The 25,341-nt window shown below is 73.0% G+C and carries 19 protein-coding genes and 2 pseudogenes; 12 read left to right on the plus strand and 9 right to left on the minus strand.

What is annotated here, in order from left to right:
* Positions 1-572, plus strand: a pseudogene (locus ACWC0C_RS13555) (hypothetical protein); the annotation flags it as partial.
* A gap of 607 nt (positions 573-1,179) precedes the next feature.
* Here the strand turns inward: ACWC0C_RS13555 and ACWC0C_RS13560 are convergent.
* The 3 genes from ACWC0C_RS13560 to ACWC0C_RS13570 all read right to left on the minus strand — a co-directional run bounded on the left by ACWC0C_RS13560 (position 1,180) and on the right by ACWC0C_RS13570 (position 4,131).
* Complete coding sequence (locus tag ACWC0C_RS13560; RefSeq protein WP_450863895.1) at positions 1,180-2,616, minus strand: family 2B encapsulin nanocompartment shell protein; 1,437 nt, start codon at positions 2,614-2,616, stop codon at positions 1,180-1,182.
* 273 nt (positions 2,617-2,889) lie between these two features.
* Positions 2,890-3,543: a DUF4360 domain-containing protein gene (locus ACWC0C_RS13565; RefSeq protein WP_450863897.1), complete on the minus strand. Its 654-nt coding sequence runs from the start codon at positions 3,541-3,543 to the stop codon at positions 2,890-2,892.
* 129 nt (positions 3,544-3,672) lie between these two features.
* The gene (locus ACWC0C_RS13570; protein ID WP_449197951.1) at positions 3,673-4,131 is read right to left on the minus strand and encodes an RrF2 family transcriptional regulator; all 459 of its coding nucleotides are present in this window, start codon (positions 4,129-4,131) and stop codon (positions 3,673-3,675) included.
* Positions 4,132-4,207: 76 nt separating this feature from the next.
* Here ACWC0C_RS13570 and ACWC0C_RS13575 point away from each other — a divergent pair, with 76 nt between their 5' ends.
* On the plus strand, positions 4,208-7,159 hold the full coding sequence (locus ACWC0C_RS13575) for a glycoside hydrolase family 35 protein (RefSeq protein ID WP_450863900.1): 2,952 nt from the start codon (positions 4,208-4,210) through the stop codon (positions 7,157-7,159).
* Here ACWC0C_RS13575 and arfA read toward each other — a convergent pair whose 3' ends face one another.
* Positions 7,160-8,680 (minus strand): arabinosylfuranosidase ArfA, encoded by a 1,521-nt coding sequence (gene arfA, locus ACWC0C_RS13580; RefSeq protein WP_450863902.1) that lies wholly within the window; start codon positions 8,678-8,680, stop codon positions 7,160-7,162. It lies immediately after the preceding gene.
* Between the two features lie 191 nt (positions 8,681-8,871).
* Here arfA and ACWC0C_RS13585 point away from each other — a divergent pair.
* From ACWC0C_RS13585 to ACWC0C_RS13595, 3 genes and pseudogenes are all read left to right on the plus strand, one after another.
* Positions 8,872-9,480: pseudogene (locus ACWC0C_RS13585) on the plus strand (toxin-antitoxin system, toxin component family protein); the annotation flags it as partial.
* 272 nt (positions 9,481-9,752) lie between these two features.
* On the plus strand, positions 9,753-10,982 hold the full coding sequence (locus ACWC0C_RS13590; protein ID WP_450863904.1) for an MAB_1171c family putative transporter: 1,230 nt from the start codon (positions 9,753-9,755) through the stop codon (positions 10,980-10,982).
* Positions 10,975-12,393 (plus strand): FAD-dependent oxidoreductase, encoded by a 1,419-nt coding sequence (locus tag ACWC0C_RS13595; protein ID WP_450863906.1) that lies wholly within the window; start codon positions 10,975-10,977, stop codon positions 12,391-12,393. The genes ACWC0C_RS13590 and ACWC0C_RS13595 overlap by 8 nt, the downstream gene beginning before the upstream one ends.
* Positions 12,394-12,510: 117 nt before the next feature.
* On the opposite strand, the gene ACWC0C_RS13600 is transcribed toward ACWC0C_RS13595, so the two are convergent.
* A complete protein-coding gene (locus ACWC0C_RS13600) occupies positions 12,511-13,359 on the minus strand; it encodes an SMP-30/gluconolactonase/LRE family protein (RefSeq protein WP_450863908.1) in 849 nt (282 codons plus the stop codon).
* Complete coding sequence (locus ACWC0C_RS13605) at positions 13,356-14,129, minus strand: IclR family transcriptional regulator (RefSeq protein ID WP_449197957.1); 774 nt, start codon at positions 14,127-14,129, stop codon at positions 13,356-13,358. The genes ACWC0C_RS13600 and ACWC0C_RS13605 overlap by 4 nt, the downstream gene beginning before the upstream one ends.
* A 132-nt stretch (positions 14,130-14,261) precedes the next feature.
* On the opposite strand from ACWC0C_RS13605, the gene ACWC0C_RS13610 reads away from it, so the two are divergent.
* Entirely contained in the window at positions 14,262-14,819 is a 558-nt protein-coding gene (locus ACWC0C_RS13610; RefSeq protein WP_450863910.1) for a hypothetical protein, read from the plus strand.
* Positions 14,820-15,060: 241 nt separating this feature from the next.
* Here ACWC0C_RS13610 and ACWC0C_RS13615 read toward each other — a convergent pair whose 3' ends face one another.
* A complete protein-coding gene (locus tag ACWC0C_RS13615) occupies positions 15,061-15,891 on the minus strand; it encodes an oxidoreductase (protein WP_450863912.1) in 831 nt (276 codons plus the stop codon).
* A gap of 94 nt (positions 15,892-15,985) precedes the next feature.
* On the opposite strand from ACWC0C_RS13615, the gene ACWC0C_RS13620 reads away from it, so the two are divergent.
* Positions 15,986-16,879: a LysR family transcriptional regulator gene (locus ACWC0C_RS13620; protein WP_450863914.1), complete on the plus strand. Its 894-nt coding sequence runs from the start codon at positions 15,986-15,988 to the stop codon at positions 16,877-16,879.
* Between the two features lie 29 nt (positions 16,880-16,908).
* Here ACWC0C_RS13620 and ACWC0C_RS13625 read toward each other — a convergent pair whose 3' ends face one another.
* Entirely contained in the window at positions 16,909-17,778 is an 870-nt protein-coding gene (locus ACWC0C_RS13625; protein ID WP_450863916.1) for an ATP-grasp domain-containing protein, read from the minus strand.
* Positions 17,779-17,851: 73 nt separating this feature from the next.
* Here ACWC0C_RS13625 and ACWC0C_RS13630 point away from each other — a divergent pair, with 73 nt between their 5' ends.
* The 4 genes from ACWC0C_RS13630 to ACWC0C_RS13645 all read left to right on the plus strand — a co-directional run bounded on the left by ACWC0C_RS13630 (position 17,852) and on the right by ACWC0C_RS13645 (position 22,659).
* Positions 17,852-18,457 (plus strand): O-methyltransferase, encoded by a 606-nt coding sequence (locus ACWC0C_RS13630; RefSeq protein ID WP_450864073.1) that lies wholly within the window; start codon positions 17,852-17,854, stop codon positions 18,455-18,457.
* Between the two features lie 49 nt (positions 18,458-18,506).
* Positions 18,507-19,997, plus strand: a complete 1,491-nt coding sequence (locus tag ACWC0C_RS13635) for an acyl-CoA synthetase (protein WP_450863918.1) — start codon at positions 18,507-18,509, stop codon at positions 19,995-19,997.
* Positions 19,990-21,366: a carboxyl transferase domain-containing protein gene (locus tag ACWC0C_RS13640; RefSeq protein ID WP_450863920.1), complete on the plus strand. Its 1,377-nt coding sequence runs from the start codon at positions 19,990-19,992 to the stop codon at positions 21,364-21,366. Before ACWC0C_RS13635 ends, ACWC0C_RS13640 begins: the two co-directional genes overlap by 8 nt.
* 255 nt (positions 21,367-21,621) lie before the next feature.
* On the plus strand, positions 21,622-22,659 hold the full coding sequence (locus ACWC0C_RS13645) for a rod shape-determining protein (protein WP_449197965.1): 1,038 nt from the start codon (positions 21,622-21,624) through the stop codon (positions 22,657-22,659).
* A 79-nt stretch (positions 22,660-22,738) separates the two neighbouring features.
* Here ACWC0C_RS13645 and ACWC0C_RS13650 read toward each other — a convergent pair whose 3' ends face one another.
* Positions 22,739-24,160, minus strand: coding sequence for an MFS transporter (locus ACWC0C_RS13650; RefSeq protein WP_450863923.1), 1,422 nt, complete (start codon positions 24,158-24,160; stop codon positions 22,739-22,741).
* A 101-nt stretch (positions 24,161-24,261) separates the two neighbouring features.
* Here ACWC0C_RS13650 and ACWC0C_RS13655 point away from each other — a divergent pair, with 101 nt between their 5' ends.
* Entirely contained in the window at positions 24,262-25,173 is a 912-nt protein-coding gene (locus ACWC0C_RS13655) for a LysR family transcriptional regulator (RefSeq protein WP_450863925.1), read from the plus strand.
* The last annotated feature ends 168 nt before the right edge of the window (positions 25,174-25,341 follow it).

Raw genomic sequence — 25,341 nt, forward strand, 5'->3', positions numbered from 1 at the left:
CCACCGCACTACGACCACTACGGCCGAGCGCCGCCGCCAATACGCCCGCTCCGGTAGGGCCGGTCGACGGCACGACGGATGCCGGAGACACACCCACCGACGACAGCCCGGCCGCCACAGCAGAACCCACCTCCGCCGACTCCCCGACTACCACCGCACTACGACCACTACGGCCGAGCGCCGCCGCCAATACGCCCGCTCCGGTAGGGCCGGTCGACGGCACGACGGGTGCCGGAGACACACCCTCCGACGGCTGCGCGGCCATCGGCCGAGCCGTGGACGCGAGCGCGTTCCCGGCCATCGTCGGCGCCTCCAACCCGGTAGGGCCGGCGGGCGGCGCGGCCGGTGCCGGGGATTCGCCCACCGGCGGTCGCCCGGCCACCACAGCAGGACCCGCCTCCGCCGATGCGCCCAGCCCACTAAGAAAGGGGGCTGACGCCGATGCGCCCAACCCTGGCGGGTCTACCAGCAGCACGGGCGATGCCGGGCATGCGCCGGCCGGTGGTTGCGGCGTGGACGCGAGTGTATGGGCAGCCGTCGACGGCGGAATTCCGGCAGGCGCCGACGACTGACCCGCTTCCGCCGAATCCCCGGCCGCCACCAATGCCCCCAGCCCGACAAGGCCGGTCAGCGGCACGGCCGGTGCCGGTGACACACCCGCCGACGGCGCGTTCCCGGCCATCGTCGGCGCCTCCAACCCGGTAGGGCCGGCGGGCGGCGCGGCCGGTGCCGGGGATTCGCCCACCGGCGGTCGCCCGGTCGCCGCAGCGGGACCCGCCGTCGATGCGCCCAGCCCGGTGGGGCCGGCGGGCGGCGCGGCCGGTGCCGGATACGCAGCCGTCAGCGGCTGAGGCGTGGACGCGGGTGCGGTTCCGGCCGCCGGAGTATGACCCGTCCCCGTCGAAGTCCCAGCCCCCGGCGGGTGTACGGCGGTCGGGGGAGGAGGTAGTGGGAGGGGGACGCCGGCTGTGGGGGGCGTTGCGTGGGGGTGGTGTGGGGGTGGTGTCGTCCTGGAGAGCAGGTGCGCCGCCGATGTGCCCGGGCCTGTGGGGCCGGGGAGTGGACGGGGCGGCGGCGGTGTCGGCGGTGGCGGGCCCGTCGGCAGCAGGGTCCGGACCAGGCCCGCCATGTCGTGGGGCGCGGCGGGTGCCGTGACCCGGGAGGTCAACGACACCGCCGTCAGCTCCCGTTCGTGCGGGCGATCTCGACGTTCTCCAGGACACCGAGGGCGTCCGGCACCAGGACGGCCGCCGAGTAGTAGGTGCTGACCAGGTAGGAGATGATCGCCTGCTCGTTGATGCCCATGAAGCGGACGTTCAGGCCGGGCTCGACCTCGTCCGGGATGCCGGTCTGGTAGAGGCCGATGACACCCTGGTCGTCCTCGCCGGTACGCATGGCGATGATCGACGTCGTACCCTGCTCGCTGATCGGGATCTTGCTGCAGGGCAGCAGCGGCACCCCGCGCCACGCGGGCAGGTGGTTGCCGTTCAGTTCGATGCCGCCGAAGTAGATGCCCCGCTTGTTGCACTGGCGGCCGAACGCGGCGATCGCCTTGGGGTGGGCGAGGAAACAGCGGGTCTTGCGCCGCATGCTCAGCAGCTCGTCCATGTCGTCCGGCGCCGGCGGGCCCGAGAAGGTGGAGATCCGCTGGTCGAAGTCGGCGTTGTTGAGCAGGCCGAACTCCTCGTTGTTGATCAGCTCGTGCTCCTGCCGCTCGCGCAGCGCCTCGATGGTCAGCCGCAACTGCTGCTGCGTCTGGTTCATCGGCTCGTTGAAGAGGTCGGCGACCCGGCTGTGCACCCGCAGCACGGTCTGCGCCACACTCAACTCGTACTCACGCGGGGTGAGTTCGTAGTCGGCGAAGGTCTGCGGCAGGGTCTCCTCGCCCACGTGCCCGGAGGAGAGCGCGATCTCCGCCTCGCCCGACTTGCTCAGCTTGCGGTGCCCGTTGGAGCTGATCTGCTGCACATGCCTGCGCAGCGCCTCGTGCCGGTCGGCGACCGCCTTGTACGCGGTCATGGGCAGCGCGAGAACCGTGGTGGCGGTCAGCGCGCGGGCCGTGAAGTCCCACTTCTTGGCCTGCCCGGACATCACCCGGCCGCCGAAGGTGTCCCCGTCCGCCAGCAGTCCGATCACGGCTTCGTCGCCGTACGGCCCCTCGCCGATCTTCTCCACCTTGCCATGCGCGATCAGGTACACCTGGTCGGCCTTGCGGCCCTCCTGCACGATGATCTGGCCCGGAGCGAACTCCTTCTGCACGAACTTGTCGGCCAGCGCACCGAGCACGTCGGCGTCCGTGAAGCCGCGCAGCAGCGGCAGTTCGCCCAGTTCGGCGGGGATCACCTGGACCTTCGAGCCGGTCTTCACGAAGGTCACCCGGCCGTCGCCCACGGTGAACGACAGGCGGCGGTTGACCCGGTACGTCGCGCCGGGCACGTTCACCCAGGGCAGCATGCGGCTCGCCCAGCGGGAGGTGATGCCCTGCATCTGGGGTTCGGACTTGGTGGTGGTGGCGAGATTGCGCGCCGCCGCGGTGCTGAGGCTCTGCTGCTCGCGCTGCTGCTGCTCGGACTCCGGGCCCGCCGCCGGTGCGGTCACTGTGGTGTCGAGGGGCATGGCTCTACCTCGTCTTCCATGACACGTAAGGGGCGCGACGACCTGCTGTCATCACGCTGCGTACACAGAAGTAGCAGAGTCGCTAACGTTGAGTGATCAAGCCGGAGGGCGCGCGAGAGCAATCGACGCACTCGACGTGCGCCCCTCGCGCGCCCCTTGCGGACATAACCCCTGGTCGAACGTTTCCGCAGGTCAACGCTGGATGACTGTTCACCGGCGAGAATCGGTACGGGCCATCGCCTACTCACAGTGACCGGCGTGGCGCGCACCCGCCTACGTGTTCGGACACTCCTTCCACGCCAGGTGGTAGATCGTACTGATGTCCCCGTCCGTCGAGTCCATCGTCATGAAGCTGACCTTGCCGGGCGAGCTGGTGCCCGCGTTCACCCGCAGCTCGGTGTTGATGTTGAAGTTGCGCAGCACCCCGCAGGGCGCCCAGACCAGCTGGGCCCAGTCGGTGCTGTCGGTGGCCTGCCAGTCGTCGTTGTAGGCGCCGGTGAAGGGGTGGGTCTTGGGGACGGTCTGCGAGGAGCCTTGGAAGTAGTACGAGGCCTTCTGGGTCGCGCTCGCGCCGGGCTGCAGGGACAAGAAGCCCCGGTAGTCGGCGCTGGCTATCGCGTAGGTGAAGCCCTGGGGGACGTGCACCACCAGGTTGAGCTGGCAGTTCTTGCGGAAGGCCGTCGGGTCGGAGTTGCCGCCCACCTGGGCCAGGTAGCTGCTGTAGGTCACCGTGAAGGCGGTGTTGTCCGGCGAGACGGCCACCGCGGCCGTGCCCGCGGGACAGCCGGAGCCGTTCACCGTCGCCACGTCGATGACGATCTTGTCCGGGGGCGGGTTGTCGATCGGGCCGCCCGCGACTGCGTGGGCGGGTAGCGCGGTGGTGAGCAGCGCCGCCACGGCACCGCTCAGGAGGAATCCACCAGCCATGGTTTCTCCCGTGGTCGAGTGTGGGGGGTCTGTGTGGAGCCTGTGAAGCGCTCCGCATCGTAGGAAGCCCCGCTCACCGCCGGGAGGTTCAACTCCGGCCATTCACAACCGGCCGTTCACACCGGGCCGCTACGGGTTCTCCCAGGCGGCCGGCTCCGCCGCCAGGGCCCGTACCGGCTCGGGCAGCGCGTCCGCCGCGAGGTCGGCGAGGGTGACACCCTCCAGGATCCGGCGGACGTTCGCACGCAGCGCGATCCACAGGGGCAGCAGGGGCTGTGCGGTGCCGGTGTAGGCGAGGGCCGTCGGGCGTTCCCCGCGGACCGATACGATCGGGCCGTCCACCGCGCGGATCACGTCCGCGACCGTGACACCGGCCGCGTCCCGCGCCAGCCGGTAACCGCCGCCTCCGCCGCGCCGGCTGTCGACGATCCCGCCGCGCCTGAGGTCGCCCAGGATCCCTTCCAGGAACTTGTGCGGGATGCCCTGGGCGGCGGCGATTTCCTCCGCCTTCACCGGGCCGTTACCCTGCCGTACGGCCAGTTCCAGTACTGCCCGTACCGCGTAATCCGCCCGTGCCGAGATCCTCATGGGTCCATTGTGGGGCGTCGCCGCATGGAGAATGGCCTTCGCCCGCGCCCCGTAAGATCGCCCGGGAGGATCCACCTTGGCGCTCAGCAGACGTACTTTCAGTGCCCTGGCCGGCTCGACCGCGCTCGGGCTCGCCCTGGGCGGCAGCGGCGGCCCCGGGGCGCCCTCGGCCTACGCGGCGCGCAGTGTGCCGACCGGCCCGGCACCCGCCCCGCCGAGCGCCGACGGCGAGCGGCACACCATCGGCTACGACCGGTACTCGCTACTCGTCGACGGCAGACGGCTGGTCGTCTGGTCCGGCGAGATGCACCCCTTCCGGCTGCCGAGCCCGTCTCTGTGGCGGGACGTGCTGCAGAAGATGCGGGCCCACGGCTACAACGCCGTGAGCATCTACGTGGCCTGGAACTACCACTCCCCCGCGCCCGGCCACTACGACTTCACCGGCGTCCGCGACCTCGACCTGTTCCTGCGGATGGCCGCCGAGACGGGCCTGTACGTCATCCTGCGGCCCGGCCCGTACATCAACGCCGAGGTGGACGGCGGCGGCTTCCCCGGCTGGCTGACGGCGACGGAGGGCAGGGCCCGGACCGACGACCCGACCTACCTGGGGCACGTCGACGAGTGGCTGACCCAGGTGAACCGGATCGCCCGCCGGCACCTGTTCACCCAGGGCAACGGCACGATCCTGCTGTACCAGATCGAGAACGAGTACGACGCCCACGCCGGCGACGCCACCGGCCGTGCCTATATGTCCCACCTGTACCGGAAGGTCCGGGCCGACGGCATCGACGTCCCGCTGTTCCACAACGACAAGGGGCGCAACGGGTACTGGGTGCCGGGCTCGTTCGGCACCGGCGGCGAGACGGGCGGCTGGCTGTACGGGTTCGACGGCTATCCGTCGCCGTCCCAGACCCCGCCGGACTGGGGGACGTTCGGGCCCGGCGGGGCCAGGGGCGGGGCCAGCGCCTCGCCGTCCACGCCCGGGTTCGTGCCCGAGTTCGGCGGCGGCTGGTTCGACCCGTGGGGCGGGGCCTGGTTCGACGGCAAGGGGTACGCCGAGTCCCGGCGCACGAGGGACGCCGCGTACGAGCGCCGCTTCTACCTCACCAACCTCGCCAACGGCCTGACCCTGCACAACGTCTACATGACCTTCGGCGGGACCTCCTGGGGCTGGCTGCCCGCGCCGGTCGTCTACACGTCGTACGACTACGGCGCCGCCATCGACGAGGCCCGGAACGTCACCGACAAGATCGCCCCGATGCACCAGCTCGGGCATCTGCTCCAGCGCGTGCCCGACTTCGCCAAGCTGGACCGGGCGGCGGACGTGCACGCCGAGGGCCTGAAGGTCTACCACCTGACCAACCCGGACACCGGCGCGCATGTCTACGTCGCCCGCAACGACGGCACGGACACGGTCACCACCGATGTGCCGACCGACGCCGGCCGGGTGCGGATCTCCCTGCCCGGCAAGGACGCCAGGCTGCTCGCGACCGGGCTGAAGCTGGGCAAGCGGACGCTGAAGTACGCCACCGCCGAGCCGGTGCTGTGGCTGACGGCGGGCCGGCAGGACATCGCGCTGTTCTCCGGGCGCCGCGGGGAGATGGCCGAGCTGGTGCTGGAGTGCAAGGCCGAGCCGGACGTCATGCGTCTCGACCCGGAGGCCGCCTGGGTCGTCGACAACGACGAACTGCATGTGAACGTTCCCCTCGGCCAGGACGGGCTGACCCGTGTGCTGGTGCAGAAGGGCGAGACCGAGACCCCGCTGCTGCTGCTCTTCGCCGACGACGCCACCGTCGTACGCCTCTTCCCGTACGACACCCCGTCCGGGACCCTGCTGGTGTACGGCCCGGCGCTGCTGCGGCACGTCGAACTGCGCGGTTCCGAGGTCCACCTGACGGGTGACGTCACCGGGGCGACGAGCATCGAGGTGTGGGGGCCGCGCGGGATCGACACCCTGGTGTGGAACGGGCGCACGGTGCCCACCCGGGTCACGATGTCCGGCAGCCTGATGACCAACGGCCTGCTGCCGGCCGTCCCCGAGGTGAGGCTGCCCGAGCTGGGCGACTGGCGGATGCGCAGGGAGAACCCGGAGGCCGGTCCCGGCTTCGACGACTCGCGCTGGAGGGTCGCGGACAAGAAGACGTCGTTCAGCACCACACCGGTCCCCGACGGCGGGCCGGTGCTGTCCGCCGACGACTACGGCTTCCACTACGGGGACGTCTGGTACCGGGGCACCTTCTCCGACTCCACCGGCCTGGAGGAGATCTCGCTCGCCTACAGCACCGGCACCCAGGGCCTGCTGATGGCCTGGCTGGACGGGGAACCGCTGGGCACCCACCGGATGCCGGTACCGGACAAGAACACCGCCCGGCAAGGGAGTTGGACGGCGACGGCCGCCCTCCCGGTGCGCGAGGCGCTGCGCTCGCCGGGCCGGCATGTGCTGTCCGTACTCGTGCGGCGCATGCAGCACGACCAGGACGGCAAGGGGCTCGACACGCACAAGGCGGCCCGCGGGCTGACGGCGGCCACCTTCAAGGGCGCCTCGCCCAAGGTGCGCTGGCGGATCCAGGGCGCGGCGGCTCCCGACCCCGTGCGCGGTCCGATGAACAACGGCGGCCTGTACGGCGAGCGGGAGGGCTGGCACCTGCCGGACTTCCGGGACCGCGACTGGGACAGGGCGACGTTCCCGCGGGCGGCCCGGTACCAGGGCGTGACCTGGTACCGGACCACCTTCCGGCTGTCGGTCCCGGCCGACGTCGACGCGTCGATCGGCCTGACCCTTCGGGACGACCCGTACCGCGCCTACCGCGCCCAGATCTTCCTCAACGGCTGGAACCTGGGCCAGTACATCAACAACGTCGGCCCCCAGCACACCTTCGTCCTGCCGAACGGCATCCTGCGCACCCGGGGCACCAACACCCTCGCGCTGGCGGTCCTCTCGGAGTTCACCACGCTGTCGGGGCCGGGGCAGGTGGGCCTGACGCTGCTCGGCAGGACGAGCGGCGGACTGCCGGTCACGCCCGTCTGATCACGCGAGCCTGATCACGTTCCAGGACAGCGGTTCCAGTACGGCGCTGAGGGTGCCGTCCGCCAGGACGGTGCCCTCGACCGGGTGCGGGGTGACCCGCTCGGGATCGTCGAGGGTGTTGCGGGCACCGGGGTCGGCGTCGGCGAGCGCGCTGTGCTCGGTGACGGCCGTCAACTCCATGCCGCCGAGGGCGACTTCGAGGGGCAGGGCGTCCGTGCGGCTGCGGTTGACGGCGAACACCGTGACCGCGCCGTCGGCAGCGCGGACCGCCGTGGCGTGCAGCAGGTCCGTCTCGCCGTACTTCTTCGTCTCGTACGTCGGCGAGTCCACCCGCACGTCGAGCACCTCGCCCCGGCCGTACTTCGACGCCTGCGCGAACGGGAAGAACGTCGTCTGCCGCCAGGCCGGGCCGCCCGGCTCGGTCATGATCGGGGCGATCACATTGACCAGCTGGGCGAGGCAGGCGACGGTGACGCGGTCGGCGTGCCGGAGCAGGGCGATGAGGAGCGAACCGAGGACGACGGCGTCCGTGACGCTGTAGTTGTCCTCCAGCAGACGCGGGGCCTCCGGCCAGTCGCTCTGGTCCAGGGTCTTCGCGTGCTCCTCCCAGCGGGAGAGGTACCAGACGTTCCACTCGTCGAAGGAGAGGTTGATCCTCTTCCTGGACTTGAGCCGGGCGCCGACGTGGTCGGCCGTCGCGACCACGTTCTCGATGAAGGACTCCATGTCGACGGCCGAGGCGAGGAAGGAGTCCACGTCGCCGTCGGTGGGCTCGTAGTAGGCGTGCAGGGAGATGTAGTCGACCAGGTCGTACGCCTCCCGCAGGACGGTCGCCTCCCATGCGGCGAAGGTGGGCATGGCCTGGCTGGAGGAACCGCAGGCGACCAGTTCGACGGCGGGGTCGATCTGGCGCATGGCGCGGGCCGTCTCGGCTGCGACACGGCCGTACTCCTCGGCCGTCTTGTGCCCGGTCTGCCAGGGGCCGTCCATCTCGTTGCCCAGGCACCAGAGCCTGATGCCAAAGGGTTCCTTGTCGCCGTGTGCCGCGCGGAGGTCGGAGAGGGTGGTGCCGGAGGGGTGGTTGGCGTACTCCTGGAGTGCGAGGGCTTCGGCTACGCCGCGGGTGCCGAGGTTCACCGCCATCATCGGCTCGGCTTCGGGACCGAGCTTCTTCAGGAACGCGATGTACTCCGACAGTCCGAAACGATTGGTCTCGGTGGAGTGCCAGGCGAGGTCCAGGCGGCGGGGGCGGTCTGCCACGGGGCCGACCGAGTCTTCCCACCTGTAGCCGGAGACGAAGTTGCCGCCGGGGTAGCGGACGGCGGTGACGCCGAGTTCGCGTACGAGGTCGAGGACGTCCGCACGCAGACCCTGGGCATCTGCTGTGGGGTGGTCCGGCTCGTAGATGCCTGTGTAGACGCAGCGGCCCAGGTGTTCCACGAAGGAGCCGAAGAGGCGGGGGTTCACTTCACCGATGGTGAACGCGGGATCCAGGGTGAAGCGGGCGGTGCTCTTGCTCATGAGGTCCTTCCGAGTGTTCGGAATACCGAATGGCGCTCGTAGCTGCGAACGGGACCGTAGATTTGAAGCGCTTCCGCGTCAATGGGTAGGACACAAGCTCATAGGGTGGTTCTCTCTTTGACGACCGCCGCCGGATCTCATGACGGGCACACGTCCAACGCGTAGGCTCGGACCGGCAGAAGGGGGAGGCGATGGGCATCACGGGCGCGCGCGAGCGGGCGGCATGGCTGGCCGCACGGCTACGGCGCTCCCGTCCGGGCTCGGCGATGCGCTCGCTGGCCGGCGACCTCGGCGCGGCCGTCCGCGCCCGCCCCGAAGCCCCCGACGGCGTACGGGAGTTGTGCGGGGCGCTGTGCGAGGAGATGAGCGCACTGCGCGGCGGGCGGCCGGTTCGCCTGCGCTTCGAGCGCTTCCCGGACGAGATCGAGGTCACCGGGCTGTGGCTGGAGTTCGCCGACTTCGACCTGGTGATCGTGGAGGAGCGGGCCGAGGCCGTACAGCAACTGGTGATCCTGGGCCACGAGTTGTGGCATCTGCACGCCGGGCACCGGCACCCCCACCTGGCCGGAGACGCGGCGGCCCGCGCACTCGCCGACGCGCCCGGCTGGCGGGGCATGCCCCTCACCGTGGCCGCCCGCAACGGCTCCCGGGAGGCCGACGAGGCCGAAGCGGACGACTTCGGACACCGCCTGGCCGCCCTGTTCCGCCCCCACCTCACCGCCTCCGGTACGGGCGCCCCCCTCGGCCCGGTGCAGCGGACCCTGAGCCCGGTGCAAAGGACCCTCGGCTATCGAGGCCGCGAACAGTCGAGCGAGCCGAAGGATCGTGGCGGTGGCGGGAGGGCATGGGGTCCCGCCCGCGACGGGGGCAGCTCCCGCGCGAGCGAACCCGAGCGAGGGGAAGCGGCCCGGCGCGGGGAAACAGCCGAGCGCGGGAAAGCGGCCCGGCGCGAGGAGGAAGCCGAGCGCGGGGCTCCGCGGAGGCGCGAGGTGCCGAGCGCGATCGGGCCCTCGGGGTCCCCGGCCGGTACACCGGAGGCGAGCCGCGCGTCCGGAGGAAGAGGAGCCGCGCGGTGATCCTGGCGTTCGACTCCTCGGGATTCCTCGGTGAGCTGTCCGTCTCCTTCTGGATCCCCACCGCCGTCCTGGCCGCCGCCCTGGCGATCAAGCTGCCCAGCATCATCAAGATGTGGCGGGACCCGATGCTGCGTGCCGTCGGCGGTCTGCTGCTGTTCGCCTGCGCGGTGTTCGTCTTCGCGGCCCCGCGCACCATCGCCTGGACCAACCGGGTCACCGGCGTGCCGAACATCTCGGCGCCCTGGGTGTACTCCCTGATCACCGCGCTCTGCGCGTCCTGGCTGCTGCTCATCATCGCCTGGCGCAACGGCCGCTCCGACCGCTCGGCCCAGACCCGCCGGGTGACCCGCTGGGTCGTCTCGATCTACGCGGGTGTGGTGGTCGCCCTGTGGGTGCTGTTCGCGCTCGCGGACGTGCCGGTGGAGCGGCCGCGGGACCTGGACACGTACTACGCCAACACCCCCTTCATGCGCGAGGAGATCCTGCTCTACCTCGTCGCGCACACCGTGGCCTGCTCGATCACCGCCCGGCTGATCTGGAACTGGATCCGCACCGACGGCCTCGACGCCTGGCTGCGCTGGGGACTGCGGCTGCTGGCCGTCGGCTATGCCACCAACCTGTGCTTCGACGCGGCCAAGCTCACCGCCGTCGTGGCCCGGTGGACCGGCCACGACCTGGACTGGCTCAGCACCAACATGGCCCCGGCGGGCGCGTGCGTCTCCGCCACCCTGGTCGCGGTGGGCTTCATCCTCCCGCACGTCGGCCAGTACCTGCACGAGCGCTGGCACGTCCGGTTGCGGCACCGCGGCCTGGTCCCCCTCTACCAGCTGATGCGCACCGTCACCGGCGAGCGCGAGCCCTTCGCCCCGCACGCCCCCGCCGAACTGCGTCTGATCCGCCGCGAGACCTTCATCCGCGACGCCCTGCTGCAACTGTCCCGGCACCTGGACGAGGACCTGCGCGCGCGTTCGTACGAGGCCGCCCTCACCCTCGGCTACGCACCGGGCCGGGCCAGGGCCCTCGCCGCCGCCCTGACCCTGCTGGACGCGGCCGGCGGCGAGCGGCCGCTGCGCGCCGACGGCACCGGCTCCCCGTCCGGCCCCGACACGGCGTACCTGCTCCAGGAGATCCAGGCCGTGTCCCAAGCCCTCCGCCACCCCGACGACATCCTGGCGGTACGTGCCCACGCGGCCGCCCCGGCAGAGAGCGTGCCCGCGCATGACTGACCGCCCCTCCCCCGCCAGACCGATAGGGCCTGGAACCGCCGTCGTGCTGGGGGGATCCCACACCGGCATGCTCGCGGCGCGTGCGCTCGCCGGGTCCGCCGACCGCGTGGTGATCGTCGAACGCGACACCCTGCCCGAGGGCCCCGCACCCCGCAAGGGGCTGCCGCAGGCCCGGCACGCCCACATGCTGTGGTCGGGCGGGGTACGGGCCATGGAGGAGCTGCTGCCCGGGATCACCGACGCGCTCAGCGCCGCCGGGGGGCGCCGGCATCCGGTCACCACGGGCGTGGTCGCGCTCTCCCCGCAGGGCTGGTTCCGGCGCTGGCCCGAGTCCCACCACGTGATCCTGGCCGGCCGGGATCTGCTGGACGCCACGATCCGCGCACACGTCCTCGCCGACGAGCGGATCGACCTCGTCGACGGCGCCGAGGCCCTCGGCCTCACCGGCACCGACGCCGCCGTCACCGGCGTACGGATCCGGACCCGGGACGGCACCGAACGCACCCTGCCGGCCGACCTCGTGGTCGACGCCACCGGGCGCGGGTCCCGGGCCACGCAGTGGCTGGCGGACCTCGGGCTGCCCGCGCCGGAGTGCCGGGAGATCGACCCGGGCCTGGTCTATGCCAGCCGGCTCTTCCTCGCCCCCGAGACGGCCCGCGACGGCTTCCCGGTGGTCAACGTGCAGCTCGATCCGCGCGGTGCGGGCCCGGGCCGCTCGGGCTTCCTGCTGCCCATCGAGAACGGCCGCTGGATCGTCACGCTCGCCGGCACGCGCGGCGGCGAACCCTCCGCAGCGAACGGGGACTTCGTCCCCTTCGCCCGTGAGAAGCTGCGGCATCCGCTGCTGGGTGAACTGCTGGAGCGCGCCGAGCCGCTGTCCGACGTGTCGGTCACCCGCTCCACGCTCAACCGCCGGCACTTCTTCGAGCGGATGCCGGTGTGGCCCGAGAACTTCACGGTCCTCGGCGACGCGCTCGCCGTGTTCAACCCGGTCTACGGCCACGGTCTGGCGGCCGCGGCACAGAGCGCGGTGCGGCTCCGCGAGGTGATACGCCGGCACGGCTGGGGCACGCCCGGGCTGGCCCGCCGCGTGCAGCGGGCGGTCGCCCGCCCGGTGCGGGCGGCGTGGGACCTGGCGCTGGGCCAGGACGTGTTCTACCCCGGCGCGACGGAAGCCGGTCCCACTCTTCGGGACCGGCTCCTGTCCGCCTACGTCGACCGTCTGATGTACACCGCGACGGGGAACGGGCGTATCGCGCGCCGGGTGACCGACGTGACGTCACTGGAGCGGGGGGCGGAGGTCCTGCTGACGCCCGGTGTGCTGCTCGCGGCGGTGGTGGGGCCGCTCCAACCCCCTTTGCCGGGGCCTCCGTTGACCGCGGAGGAACGGAAGGCGGCGGGGGTTCTTTAGGCCGTCGCCCGCCGCACCCGCATGCGCGCCGTAGCTGCGGGCAGTCGTGCCGCTGGGGCGGCACGGGTGGGCGCAGCGGCACCCCGCAAGCGCGGGCAAGCGAGAGCCCTCCCCAGGTCAGCCCTGGAACGCCGGTTGAGGCAAACCCGTCCCCGCGCCCGGGATCACCAGCACCGAGCCCGAGAGGGGATGCGGGGAGGACAGACCCGTGCGGGCAGTCGTCACGTACAGGTCGCTCAAGCCGGCGCCGCCGAACGCGCAGGCCGTCGTCCGCGGCGTGGGCAAGCCGATCACACGGTCGAGCGAGCCGCCCGGCGTATAGCGGCGCACCGCTGCCCCGTCCCACAGCGCCACCCACACGCACCCGTCCGCGTCGATGGTCAGCCCGTCCGGAAAGCCCGCGCCCTCCTCGATCTCCACGAACGGCCGGCGCCCATGGACCCGCTCGCCGTCGTAGTCGAAGACGTCCACCCGACGGGTCGGTGAGTCGACGTAGTACATGAGGGCCCCGTCCGGGCTCCAGCCCGTCCCGTTGCTGACCGTGGCGTCGGACAGGACCGTCTCCACCCCGCCGTCACCGGTCAGCCGGGTCAGCGTGCCGCCGCCCGGTGCCTCGTCGTACCGCATGGTGCCCGCCCACAACGAGCCGTCGGGCGCGACCGCGGCGTCGTTCGCGCGGCGGCCCGTGACCGGCTCGTGGTGCAGCCAGCGGAACGTGTCGTCGGGGTCCAACAGGCCCACGCCGTCCCGGAGGTTGAGGACCAGGCCGCCGCCCGCGCGGGGCTTGACCGCGCCCACGTGCTGCTCGGTCGTGCGCACCGTACGCCGGCCCGTCGCCGGGTCGTAGGTGTGGACGCGCATGCCCAGGATGTCGAGCCAGATCAGCCGGCCCGCCGCCGGGTCCCAGGTCGGGCCCTCGCCCAGCTCCGCCTCCGCCCGTACGGCGACCTCGTACCCGCCGCTCACGCCGCGCCCCGGTGGCCGAGACGCTCGGACAGCTCCGCCGCGCCCTTCACCGCCAGCTGCTCCAGCTCGGCCCGGCGCTCGTCGCTCCAGCGGATCATGGGGACCGAGATGGACAGGGCCGCGACCACCTGGCCGGTGCGGTCGCGCACGGGGGCGGCCACACAGCTCACGTCCGGGTTGGACTCGCGGCTCTCCACCGCGATGCCCCGCTGCCGGATCTGAGCGAGGGCCTCGCGCAGCGCGGCGGGGTCGGTGATGCTGTTGGGGGTCATCGCGGTCAGCTCGGCGTCGTCCGGAATCCGCGCCGCCAGCTCCTGCTCGGGCAGCGAGGCCAGCAGCATCTTGCCGACCGAGGTGCAGTGGGCCGGCAGGCGGCGGCCGGCGGCCGACACCATGCGCACCGCGTGCGTGGAGTCGACCTTGGCGATGTAGATGACGTCGGTGCCCTCGAGGATCGCCACGTGGACGGTCTCGTCGCAGGTCTCGGCGACCGAGCGGGCCACCTGCTGGCCCTCGGCGGCGAGGTCGAGCTGCTCGGCGTAGCGGCTGCCGAGCTGGTACGGGCGTACGCCGAGCCGGTAGCGTCCGGGCTGTCCGGGCACCGGCACGATGTACGAGCGTGCGGCGAGCGTGGTGACCAGCTCGTGCACGGTGGTGCGCGGCAGCTGGAGCTTGCGCACGATGTCGGGGGCGGAGAGCGTCCCGTCCCCGTCGAGGAACAGCTCAAGAATGTCGAGAGCCCGGGTCACGGCAGGCACGAGGCGTCCCACGTCCGGCCCCCTCCCTTGGGTCTAAGCGCCTATGTTCGAGATTTCAACAGGCGATCGGCATGGCGAACACAGGCTAGTCATGGGAGACCTGCCCCGGCAATGGCCGGGAAGCAGACGGTGCACCATGGGGGCATGGATCTCGACTTCCAGCTGGTCCTGCTGCGCCGCATGGCCGACCACAACCCGGATCTGGTCGAGGACGCCCGCCGGCAGCTGGGCGTCTCGATCGCGGACATGCGGGAGACGAACAAGCGCTGGCAGGCCATGGTCCGCTCGCCGAGGTCCAGGTCGGCCGCCGCCCGCTACCGCTCCGTCCTCGGCGCCCCCGAGTCCGTCCTCCCGCGCCGCCTCGGCGACGTCGACTGCGAGGCCCGGCGCTGGGCCCTGCCCCTCTGGCCCGACCTGCGCTTCGAGGTGCTGGTCGGGCCGGACGGGGCGGTGTGGAACGAGTGGCTGGTACGGGCGCCGGGCGCCCCGGCACCGCGCCTGCAGACCCTGGACGACCTCGTCCCCTGGTCCTGCACGGTGGACGAGGCCGCCCGCGCCTTCCCCCCGGCCCGCCCCCTGGAGGGCACGGCACCGACCCGCTGGGGCCTGGCCTTCACCGCGCCCGGCCCGGACGGCGTACGGCACGAAGTGGTCGCCGAGTTCACCTGGGGGCTGCTGCAGCGGACGGCCGTACTCGCCTAGGCCCTGTCGTTTGGATCAGGCCGGCTGTAGGTCACGGCGCCTTCCAACCGACCCGAGCGGGGTCTGGTGCGTGCAGCTGCAAGGCGGAGGAGGGCGCCAACGCGATGGGGGTCCCCCCGCGCGAGCGAAGCCGAGCGTGGGGGAGAAGCCGAGCGTGGGGGAGTCGGCAACCGACGACAACGCCGCAGATGTGCGTGCCAGACCCCGCGACGCCGGGATGATCCAAACGACAGGGCCTAGGTCACGCGTCGAAGGCGGTTGCCCGGGTCCGCTTCTCCCAGGCCGTGACGTCCTCGCGGACCTGGTCGAGGTGGGCCAGGACGGCGCTCACCCCGTCGTTGCCGAGGGGCAGCCGCAGCGGGGTGTCCTCCGCGTCCAGCGCGGCCAGGATCAGGGCCGCCGCCTTGGCCGGGTCGCCGGGCTGGCTGCCGTGGCCGCCGGCGACGGCACCCCGGGTCTCGCCGACCTTGGCGTACACCCCGGTGTCGGAGCTGACCCCGGCGCGGTCGGCCTCGAACAGCGACGTCCGGAACGCACCCGGCTCGACGATCAGCACCTTGACGCCGTACTCCCGCACCTCGTCCGCGAGCGCCTCGGACAGCCCCTCCAGGGCGAACTTCGTCGCGCTGTACGCCCCGAAGCCCGCGAAGGACATCTGGCCGCCCATGCTGCTCAGCTGCACGATCGCGCCCGAGCGCCGCTCACGCAGCTGCGGCAGCACCGCCCTGACGAGCGCCGCCGGGCCGAAGAAGTGCAGGTCGAACAGGGCGCGCAGCTCGTCGTCGGTGGTCTCCTCGACGGCGCCGACATGCGTGCGGCCGGCGTTGTTGACCAGCACGTCGATCCGCCCGTGCCGGGCCACCACGTCCCGTACGGCGGGCTCGATCGCCGCCAGGTCGGTCACGTCCAGCCGCAGCGCCTCCACCTGGTCGGGATGGGCGGCCACCAGGTCGTCCAGCGCCTCGGGCCGCCGGACCGCGCCGACCACCACATCACCGGCGGCGACGGCCGCCTCGGTGATCGCCCGCCCGAACCCGCTGCTCGCCCCGGTCACCAGCCACACCTTGTTCATCACAACTCCCCGCGTGTCTCGATCGATCTGACACGAACCACCTTGCGACCGGATGCCGTTGCCCGTCCAAGACCCTCGGTGATAACCAACGGCTATGGCCATCGACGTCCACGCCCGCGATCTGCGCTACTTCGTCGCGGTCGCCGAGGAACTGCACTTCACCCGCGCCGCCGAGGGCCTGTACGTCTCACAGCCCGCACTGAGCAAGCAAATCAGGGCACTGGAGCGGCAGTTGGGGGCGGAACTGTTCCGGCGTGATCAGCACGGGGTGGCGCTGACGGCGGCGGGCGAGGCGCTGCTGCCGCGCGCACGCACCGTGCTGGCCGCCTGGGAGGCGGGCGCGGCGGCCGTGGAGGCGGCCAAGGCGGCCCAGCGCAGCACGCTGGTGGTGGGCATGAGCACCAGTCCGGGCCGGGGCGGCCTGCTGCCCGCGATCCGCTCCCGCTTCACCGCCGCACACCCCGAGACGACGGTCCGGCTGCGCCAGATGAGCTGGGACGACCCGACGGCGGGCCTGGCGGACGGCACCGTCGATGTCGCCTTCGTCTGGCTGCCGCTGCCCGACGAGGAGCGCTACGCCTGGACGGTGGTCGCCGAGGAGCCCCGGCTCCTGGCCCTCCCCGACTCGCATCCCCTCGCCGCCCGCGCCGAGATCGACTTCGCGGACCTGCTGGACGAGCCGTTCCTGGCCCTGCCCGAGAGCGCGGGCCCACTGCGCGACCACTGGCTCGCCCTGGACGCCCGCGCCGGCCGCCCGCCCCGTATCGGCGCGGAGATCTCCGGAGCCGAGGAGACATACGAGGCCCTGGTCGCGGGCCTCGGAATCTGCCTGGTCGCCGAGGGCAACGCCCCCCTGATCACCCTGGGCGGCGTCACCACCCGCCGGGTCCGGGGCATCGGCCCGAGCCGCTACGCACTGGCGTGGCGAAGGGGGGACGGGCAACGGCCGCTGGTGCGGGCGTATGCGGAGGCATGCCGCAGCCGCTGAACAGCAGAATGCGGCACCCCCCTTAGGCGTTACTCGACAGCCGCCAGAATCTCCTCGGTCACCCGCTCCAGCGACCCCGGATGCAGCCACAGAAACAGGTTCGGCTCCACCAGTTCCAGCTCCATCAGCCGAGGCTCGCCATCCTCACCGTCCACAAGGTCCACGCGGCCGTACAGCAACCCGGACGCACCGGGAACGGCACCCAACGCCTTCTCCGCAACCGCCAGTTCGGCAGAAGTCGGCTCCCACCGCTCCAGACCCGGATGCGCCACCTTGTCCGCGTCGTACGGCGTACCCGGCGCGAGGACGGCACCCTTGCGGCTCGCGTGCAGCAGCCGGCCGCCGAAGAACTGCAGCGCCCGCTCCCCGCTGACGTCGATGCCGGCCACGTACGGCTGCACCATCGCGGTGAGGCCCTCGGCGTGCATGCGGGCCAGCTGCCGTACGGCCTGCTCGTGCCCGTCCGGCATGTACCGGGCGGCGAACCGGGCGCCCGCACCCGAGGTCGGCTTGATGACGTACTCGTGGTCGTCGGGCAGGTCGGCCGGCTCGCCCGGCGCGATGTACCGCGTGGGTACGGTGGGCACCCCGGCCGCCGCGAGCTCCCCGAGGTAGCGCTTGTCGGTGTTCCAGCGCACCACGGGCGCCGGATTGGCGAGCCGGGTCAGTGCGCCGACCCGCTCCACCCAGGCGCCGAACTCCGCCGCGCGCCAGCTGTAGTCCCAGGTGGAGCGGATGACGACGAGGTCGTAGCCGCCCCAGTCCGCGTGCGGGTCGTCCCAGTACCGGGCCTCGGCCTCGGCCCCTGCGTCGCCGAGCGCCCGCACCAGCTCCGGCAGGTCGGTGTCGTGGCTGGGCTCGGTGCCGGGGTCGTAGGTGGCGAGGGCGATGCGGGGCACGACGGCCTCCCTGTCGTACGACGGTTCGATCACGGTGAGGCTAACAACCCTCGCCGTCCGGTATGAAGTGACCATGGCCATCGACGGCACCGACGCGTACACCGGCGTGCCCGGGCTGCCGCCCCTCGTACGGGCCGCGCTCACCGCCGCCCGCCGCCACCGCTTCCCGTACTCCTGCCGCCCCGAACAGGGCCGCCTGCTGCACGCGTTGGCGGGCGGCGCCCGGGCCCGTATCGGGGAGACCGGGACCGGCCTCGGAGTGGGCCTGGCCTGGCTGGCCTCGGGGGCGGCGCAGGGGGTGCGGCTGTACAGCGTGGAGCGGGATCCGGAGCGGGCGCGGGCCGCCGCGCGGCTGTTCTCGGGGCGGCCCGAGGTCACCGTGCTCGGCGGCGACTGGCGGCGGATCGAGGAGTACGGGCCCTTCGACCTGCTCGTGCTCGACGGGGGCGGGCAGGGCAAGGCGGCCGGGGATGCGCCCGCCGATGTGGAACGGCTGCTGGTGCCCGGCGGGACGGTCGTCGTGGACGACTTCACTCCGGCGACCGGCTGGCCACCGCTGCACGAGGGCGAGCCGGACCGGGCCCGGCTGCACTGGCTGGAGCATCCCGCGCTGCGCGCGACCGAGCTGCGGCTTGCGGCGGACTTGAGCGCGGTCGTCGGCTCAAGGCTCCTGGTGTAGGAAGGGTGCCGACGGTCAACCGACAGTCCCACAGTTAGGAGTGCGCCGCGTGTCCTCCCTCTTCCCCGCCCTGACGGATGGTCCGGCCGAGCGCAGCGAGACGGGGGTCCCCCCGGACGACGTCTGGGGGAGGGCCGCCCTGCGGTTCGGCGAGCGGTCGTTGACGTACGGCGAGCTGGCCGGGGCCGCCGGTGCGCTCGCCTCCCGGCTGCGGGGCACCGGCCGGGTGGCCGTGTGGGCCACGCCCGAGCTGGAGACCGCCGTCGCCGTGACCGGCGTACTGCTCGCCGGGGCCGCCGCCGTGCCGCTGAACCCCAAGTCGGGCGACAAGGAACTCGCGCACATCGTCTCCGACAGCGCACCGACGCTGCTGCTGGCCGCGCCGGGCGCCGAACTCCCCGATGCGCTGGGCGCGTTGGAGCGGATCGACGTCGACGCGTCCGCCGGACCCGGTGCCGTACCGCAGGAGACGGCCGCCGGCGAGGACCCGGCGCTGATCGTCTACACCTCCGGCACCACCGGCCCGCCCAAGGGTGCCGTCCTGCCCCGCCGGGCCCTCGCCACCACCCTGGACGCGCTCGCCGAGGCCTGGCAGTGGACGGCTCAGGACGTGCTGGTGCACGGGCTGCCGCTGTTCCATGTGCACGGCCTCGTGCTGGGCACCCTCGGCCCGCTGCGGCGCGGCGGCAGCGTCCGGCATCTGGGCCGGTTCAGCACCGAGGGCGTGGCACGGGAGCTGAACGCCGGCGCGACCATGCTGTTCGGGGTACCGACGATGTACCACCGCATCGCCGAGGCCCTGCCCGAGGAACCGGAGCTGGCCAAGGCACTGGCGCGGGCCCGGCTGCTGGTGTCCGGCTCGGCCGCGCTGCCCGTGCACGACCACGAGCGGATCGCGGCGGCGACCGGGCGCCGGGTGATCGAGCGGTACGGCATGACCGAGACGCTGATGAACACCAGCGTGCGGGCCGACGGCGAGCCGCGCGCGGGGACGGTCGGCGTGCCGCTGCCCGGTGTGGAGCTGCGGCTCGTGGAGGAGGACGGGACGCCGATCGCCGCGTACGACGGGGAGAGCGTCGGCGAGATCCAGGTGCGCGGGCCGAACCTGTTCACCGAGTACCTGAACCGGCCGGACGCCACGGCCGCCGCGTTCACCGCCGACGGGTTCTTCCGCACCGGTGACATGGCCGTCCGCGAGCCCGACGGCTATGTACGGATCGTCGGGCGCAAGGCCACGGACCTGATCAAGAGCGGTGGTTACAAGATCGGGGCCGGTGAGATCGAGAACGCGCTGCTGGAGCATCCGGGGGTGCGGGAGGCGGCGGTCACCGGGGAGCCGGACGCGGACCTCGGCGAGCGGATCGTCGCCTGGATCGTCCCGGCCGACCCGCAGGCGCCGCCCGCCGCCGAGGAGCTGGCCGACCACGTGGCCCGTCGCCTCGCCCCGCACAAGCGCCCGCGTGTCGTCCGCTACCTGGACGCGCTCCCCCGCAACGACATGGGGAAGATCATGAAGCGGGCGCTGGTCGCCGATGCGTGAGCGGCACTCGGCCCGGGAGATCCTGACCCTGGTCACGGACCCCGGCACCTTCACCGAACTCCCGCCCCCGCCAAGGGAGTCCAGCCCCGACGGCCCCCTCGGCTGGCAGGGTTACGACGCCTCGCGCGCCCGTGCCGCCGCACGCACCGGCGAGGAGGAGTCGGCCGTCTGCGGGACCGCGAGCATCGAGGGCACCCCGGCCGTACTGATCGCCTTCGAGTTCGGCTTCCTGGGCGGCTCCCTCGGCGAACGCACCGGGGACCGGCTGGAGGCGGCGTACACCTACGCCCGCGAACACCGCCTGCCGGTCGTGCCGTTGGTCGCCACCGGCGGCAGCCGGATGCAGGAGGGCATGCTCGCGCTGTCCCAGCTCCAGCGCGTGGCCCGCGCGTCGGCGCGCATCCGGGAGGCCGCCCTGCCGCAGATCGCGGTCCTGCGGGACCCCACGACCGGCGGCGGCTGGGCCACCCTCGGCGCCGGCGCGGACATCGTCCTGGCCCTCCCCGGCGCCCAGGTGGGCTTCGCCGGCTCCCGCGTCCGCCCGCCCGACGCCGACCCGTCCGCGTACACGGCCGAGGCCCAGGTGGCGGCGGGTTCGGCGGACGCGGTGGTGGATCCGGCGGAGCTGAAGGAGGCACTGGGGGCGTGGCTGCGGCTGCTCACCTCTCCGTTCACCGACGTTCCTCCCCCGCCACCCGCACCCGGCAGGGCCGGCCTCCCCGTCACCGGCTGGGACGCCGTCCAGCGTGCCCGCTCCCCCGAACGCCCTCGCGCGCAGGCCTACTTGGACACCTACTTCACCCACCGCCGCGACATCAGCGGCGACCGGTGCGGCGGTACGGATCCCGACGGCATGCTCTGCGGGTTCGGTGAGCGGGACGGCCGTACCGTGGCGTACGCGGCGCAGACCGGTACCGCGACCCGGCCCGCCGGATACCGCACCGCGGCCCGCCTGATCCGGCTCGCGGACCGGCTCGGGATCCCGGTGCTGACCCTGGTGGACACGCCGGGCGCGGCCAATGACGCGGAGGCGGAGCGGCAGGGGGCCGGGGCCGCGATCGCCGAGGTGTTCGGGGCGGTGGCGTCCGCCCGCGTCCCCCTCACCACGCTCGTCATCGGCGAGGGCGGCTCCGGCGGGGCCCTGGCGCTGGCCGCGCCGGGCAACACCTGGGCCACGCCGGACAGCTACTTCTCGGTGATCGCCCCGGAGCTGGCGGCGGCCATCCTGAAACGCCCGCCGGAGGAGGTCGAGGCGACCGCCGAGCAGCTACGGATCCGGCCGCAGGACCTGGTGGAGCTGGGGGTGGTCAGAGGGATCGTGGACCACCGCCGGCCGCCCGTCACTCCACCGTCACCGCCCGGAGGATGACATCGGCGCGTCCCTCAGCCGCGCGCCGGTCCGGTCGGGGTGCTGCTGACGAGCGGCGTCGCACCGGCCGCGTCGAGCAGGGAATCCAGCCTCGAGTCCACCACCGTGCGGCGAGCCGCGCCCGAAACCCCCCATTCAGCGGCACCCCACCCGGCCCCCTCCAGCAGGCGCCCGCCCTCGTGGCCCGCGCAGGATGCAGTGGGAGGCCCGCCAACCGGCCGGGCGCACCGTGGCCCGTGCACCGGGAGGATCGTTGTGACCGTCAGTCTGGAGCAGTTGCGCCGCTGCCACTTCGCCGTAGACCTGGGCGCGGCCCGCACCCGGGTGTACGTCAAGGGTGCCGGTCTGGTCGTCGACCAGCCCTCGGTCGCCGCCGTGAACACCCGCACCGGGGCGCTCATCGCCGTGGGCGAGTTCGCGGAGAAGATGACGGGACGGACGCCGGGCTACATCCGGGTCGTACGGCCCATAGCCGGCGGCACGGTGGTCGACATCGAGATGGCCCAGCGCATGCTGCGGCAGCTGCTCGGCGACAAGATGCGCCGTAGCCTGCGCCGCAATCTGCGGCTGCGCGCGGCGGCCTGCACCCCGCACGACGCCGATCCGCTGGCCCAGCGGGCGACCATCGAGACGCTGGTCGGGCTGGGGGCGCGAAGGGTCGAGCTGGTGGACACGCTGATAGCCGCCGCCGTCGGCTGCGGGCTGCCGGTCGAGCGTCCCGAGGCCACCATGATCATGGTGTGCGGGGCCGCGGCCACCCAGGTGGCGGTGCTCTCCCTCGGCTCGATCGTGACCGCCGAGCGGATCCCGGTGGGCGGGGAGGCCGTGGACCACGCGATCGTGCAGCACCTGCGGCACGAGCACGAGCTGATACTGCCCAGCCAGTCGGTACGTCCGCTGCAGCTGGCCCTGTCCGGCAACGGGCTGACCCCGCACGGCCCGGCCTCCACCGAGATCCACGGCCGGGACGTGGTCACCGGGCTCGCGCGCAGCGTGCGCGTCAACACGGCCGCCGTACGCGACGCGATCCAGACCCCGCTGACGGCCGTACTGGACGGGATCGGCAAGGTGCTGCGGGACTGCCCGCCCGACCTGGTCGCCGATCTCGCCGACCGGGGGATCACGATGGTCGGCGGCTCGGCACTGCTGCCCGGCTTCGACCACATGCTGCGGCAGGCCACCGGCATGCCGGTGTACATCGCCGAGCGACCCGACATCTGCGCGGCCCAGGGCATCGGCGCGATGCTGGAGGGCCAGATCGAACCACTGGTCCTGAACCCACTGGCCGCCTAGCCGCGCAGGCCCTGTGATGTGCGGCTCCGCCGCGTGGGCGCGACCAGCCACAACCGAGCCGTAGCCGAAGGACGACCCGTCACGGCGTTCCCGGCGGAGCGATCAGCAGCACCGCGATCGCACCGACCGCGAGGAGGACGTACCCGGAAGCGGTGAGCGAGCCGAGTGTGCCCAGCACCGCCACCCCCAGCGCCGACCCGGCCTGCCGTATCCCATTGAGCGCCCCCTGACTCGTCGCCGCGTACTCGGCCGGCGCCGAGACGGCCACCGCGGCCGCCGCCCCCGGGATGGACAGCGTGCCGGTAGCGGCGAGCGCCAGCTCGGCGGCGACCAGCAGGGGCAGCGGCGGATGGTGTCCCCCCGCCGCTGCCAGCAGGACACCGGCGACGACGGCGGCGGCCATGCCGCACAGCAGGACCGGACGCGGTCCGTAGCGGGCGACGAGCCGACCGGTGAAGAACGGCATCACGCACACCGGGAAGGCCATGGGCAACGCGGCGAGCCCGGCGGCGAACGGCGTCAGCCGGTAGGTGTGCTGGAACCACACGGCGAGCTGGTACATGCCGCCGAAGTAGGCGAAGCAGGACACCGCGGCGGCGACCATGGCGCCCCGCACCTTCGGCAGGGCGAGCAGCGCGGGCGGCAGGACGGGGGCGGCGGCCCGGCGCTCCACGGCGGCCACCGCGGCGAAGCAGCCGAGCGCGGCGGCGAGCGGGACCAGCGCCGCCGCCGCGCCCCAGCCCTCGATTCCGGCCTCGACGAGACCGAAGGTGAGCAGGCCGAGACCGGCGGTGGACAGGACCAGACCCGGGCGGTCCAGGGCACGGCCGGCCCGTGCTGGCGGCGCGGGCAGCCGCCGGGCGAGGAGCAGCGCGGCCAGCGCGAGCGGCGGGTTGACGAGGAACACCAGCCGCCAGCCGCCGAGTTCGACGAGTGCGCCGCCGAGCACGGGTCCGGCGGCGGCGCCCAGCCCGCTGAGCGCGGCCCAGGCGCCGATGGCTCGGGTGCGGCGGGCGGGGTCGGGATGCAGATGGATGAGGAGCGCCAGGGAAGCGGGCACGAGACCGGCGCCCGCGGCGCCGAGCAGCGCCCGCCCGGCGATCAGGGCACCGGCACCGGGCGCGAGGGCGCAGGCCACGGACAGCGCGGCGAACAGGCCGAGGGCGGCGGTGTAGACGCGGCGGGCGCCCCAGCGGTCGGCGATCACACCGCCGGCCAGGAGCAGCCCGGCGAAGACGACCGTGTAGGCGTCGACGGCCCAGGGCAGCGCGGCGGCGGCCGGGTGCAGCGAGGTCTGGATGTCGGGGACGGCGACGTTGAGGATGGAGGTGTCCAGCAGGACGAGCAGATTGCCGGTGGCGATACCGGCGAAGGTCAGCCGGGAGGCGGTGCGGGCCTTCTTCGGTGCGCGGGAGGCGGTGCCGGCCTTCTCCGCCGCGCGGGGGACGGGGTCGGTCGGGGCGGGCTCGATGTCGCTGGGTGCTGGGTCGGCTGTGGTCATGCGGGCAGCGTGTCCCGGAGGCCGCCGGCCCCGCGACGCCGTAACTCCGATACCCCCATCGGAAAGTCCGATGGCCCGGCGGAGCGCCTACGCTGGCCTCCGTGGACTCCCGCTATCTGCGCGCCTTCGTCGCGGTCGCCGAACACGGCGGCATCTCCGCCGCCGCCCAGGCCCTGGGCTACGCACAGTCCAGCGTGAGCGCCCAACTCAAGCGGCTGGAGGCCGACTTGGGCGTGAGCGTACTGGTACGGGCGGGCACGGGGGCGGTGCTCACCGAGGCCGGCGCCCGGCTGCTGCCGTACGCCCGCGAGTCGTTGGAGCTGGAGGAGCGGATGCGCCGGGCGGCCCACGGCGACCGGGCCCGGCTGCGGATCGGCGCACCGGAGTCGCTGGCCCACGAGTGGTTGCCCGAGGTGCTGGCCGCGCTGGAGTACGGCGCGGGCGGCACGGACAGCGGCGCGGACGTCGTACTGACGGTGGGTCCGCGCAGGACACTGGAACAGGCCTTCTCCACAGGCGGGTTGGACCTGATCTTCGAGTACGACAACGACGTCCGCCCGGCGCGCCCGCACGCGGTGGTGGGGCACTGCCGCACGGTGCTGGTGGCGGCGCCGAACCATCCGCTGGCCCGGCAGGAGACGGTGACACCCGAGCAACTGCTGCGCTACGACTTCCTGGTGGCAGAACGCCACTGCACCTCGGAGATGCTGGTGGACCGCTTCGGCCGCGATCTGCTGGCGGACGCCCAGCAGACCCTGCTCCAGGGCTCGATGGCGGCTCTGCTGCGGCTCATCGGCCACGGACACGGCGTCACCCTGCTGCCGGAGCTGACGATCGCGCGGGAACTCCGGGAGGGCGAACTGGTCGAACTCCCCCTCCCCGCGCCCATCCGCCCGGTCAGCATCCTCGCCCAGTGGCACCCCCGCCTGGGCCCCGCCGAGCCCGCCGTGCACGCCCTGCTGGAACTGGCCCGCAGGGCGGACCCGCTGCCGGACGCGGCACGGGCTTCGTGAGCGCGGCGGAGGCGATGCCCCGGGGCCGCTTGATACCGGCTGAGGCGGTGCTCAGTACGGCAGGATGCGCCCCGAAGGCGTCCTGCGGTCGATCTCGCGCTCGCGCGGTGCGGCGGGGCGCCGGCTGACGCGTACCCGGATGCGACGGTCCATGACGCCCTCCCTACT

Source organism: Streptomyces sp. NPDC001709 (genome assembly GCF_053596375.1).

Coding starts and splice junctions, on each gene's coding strand:
- ACWC0C_RS13615 (WP_450863912.1), bottom strand. CDS start 15,891: ATGAACAAGGTGTGGCTGGTGACCGGGGCGAGCAGCGGGTTCGGGCGG.
- ACWC0C_RS13640 (WP_450863920.1), top strand. CDS start 19,990: ATGCGTGAGCGGCACTCGGCCCGGGAGATCCTGACCCTGGTCACGGAC.
- ACWC0C_RS13650 (WP_450863923.1), bottom strand. CDS start 24,160: ATGACCACAGCCGACCCAGCACCCAGCGACATCGAGCCCGCCCCGACC.
- ACWC0C_RS13620 (WP_450863914.1), top strand. CDS start 15,986: ATGGCCATCGACGTCCACGCCCGCGATCTGCGCTACTTCGTCGCGGTC.
- ACWC0C_RS13595 (WP_450863906.1), top strand. CDS start 10,975: ATGACTGACCGCCCCTCCCCCGCCAGACCGATAGGGCCTGGAACCGCC.
- ACWC0C_RS13610 (WP_450863910.1), top strand. CDS start 14,262: ATGGATCTCGACTTCCAGCTGGTCCTGCTGCGCCGCATGGCCGACCAC.
- ACWC0C_RS13560 (WP_450863895.1), bottom strand. CDS start 2,616: ATGCCCCTCGACACCACAGTGACCGCACCGGCGGCGGGCCCGGAGTCC.
- ACWC0C_RS13630 (WP_450864073.1), top strand. CDS start 17,852: ATGGCCATCGACGGCACCGACGCGTACACCGGCGTGCCCGGGCTGCCG.
- ACWC0C_RS13570 (WP_449197951.1), bottom strand. CDS start 4,131: ATGAGGATCTCGGCACGGGCGGATTACGCGGTACGGGCAGTACTGGAA.
- ACWC0C_RS13565 (WP_450863897.1), bottom strand. CDS start 3,543: ATGGCTGGTGGATTCCTCCTGAGCGGTGCCGTGGCGGCGCTGCTCACC.
- arfA (WP_450863902.1), bottom strand. CDS start 8,680: ATGAGCAAGAGCACCGCCCGCTTCACCCTGGATCCCGCGTTCACCATC.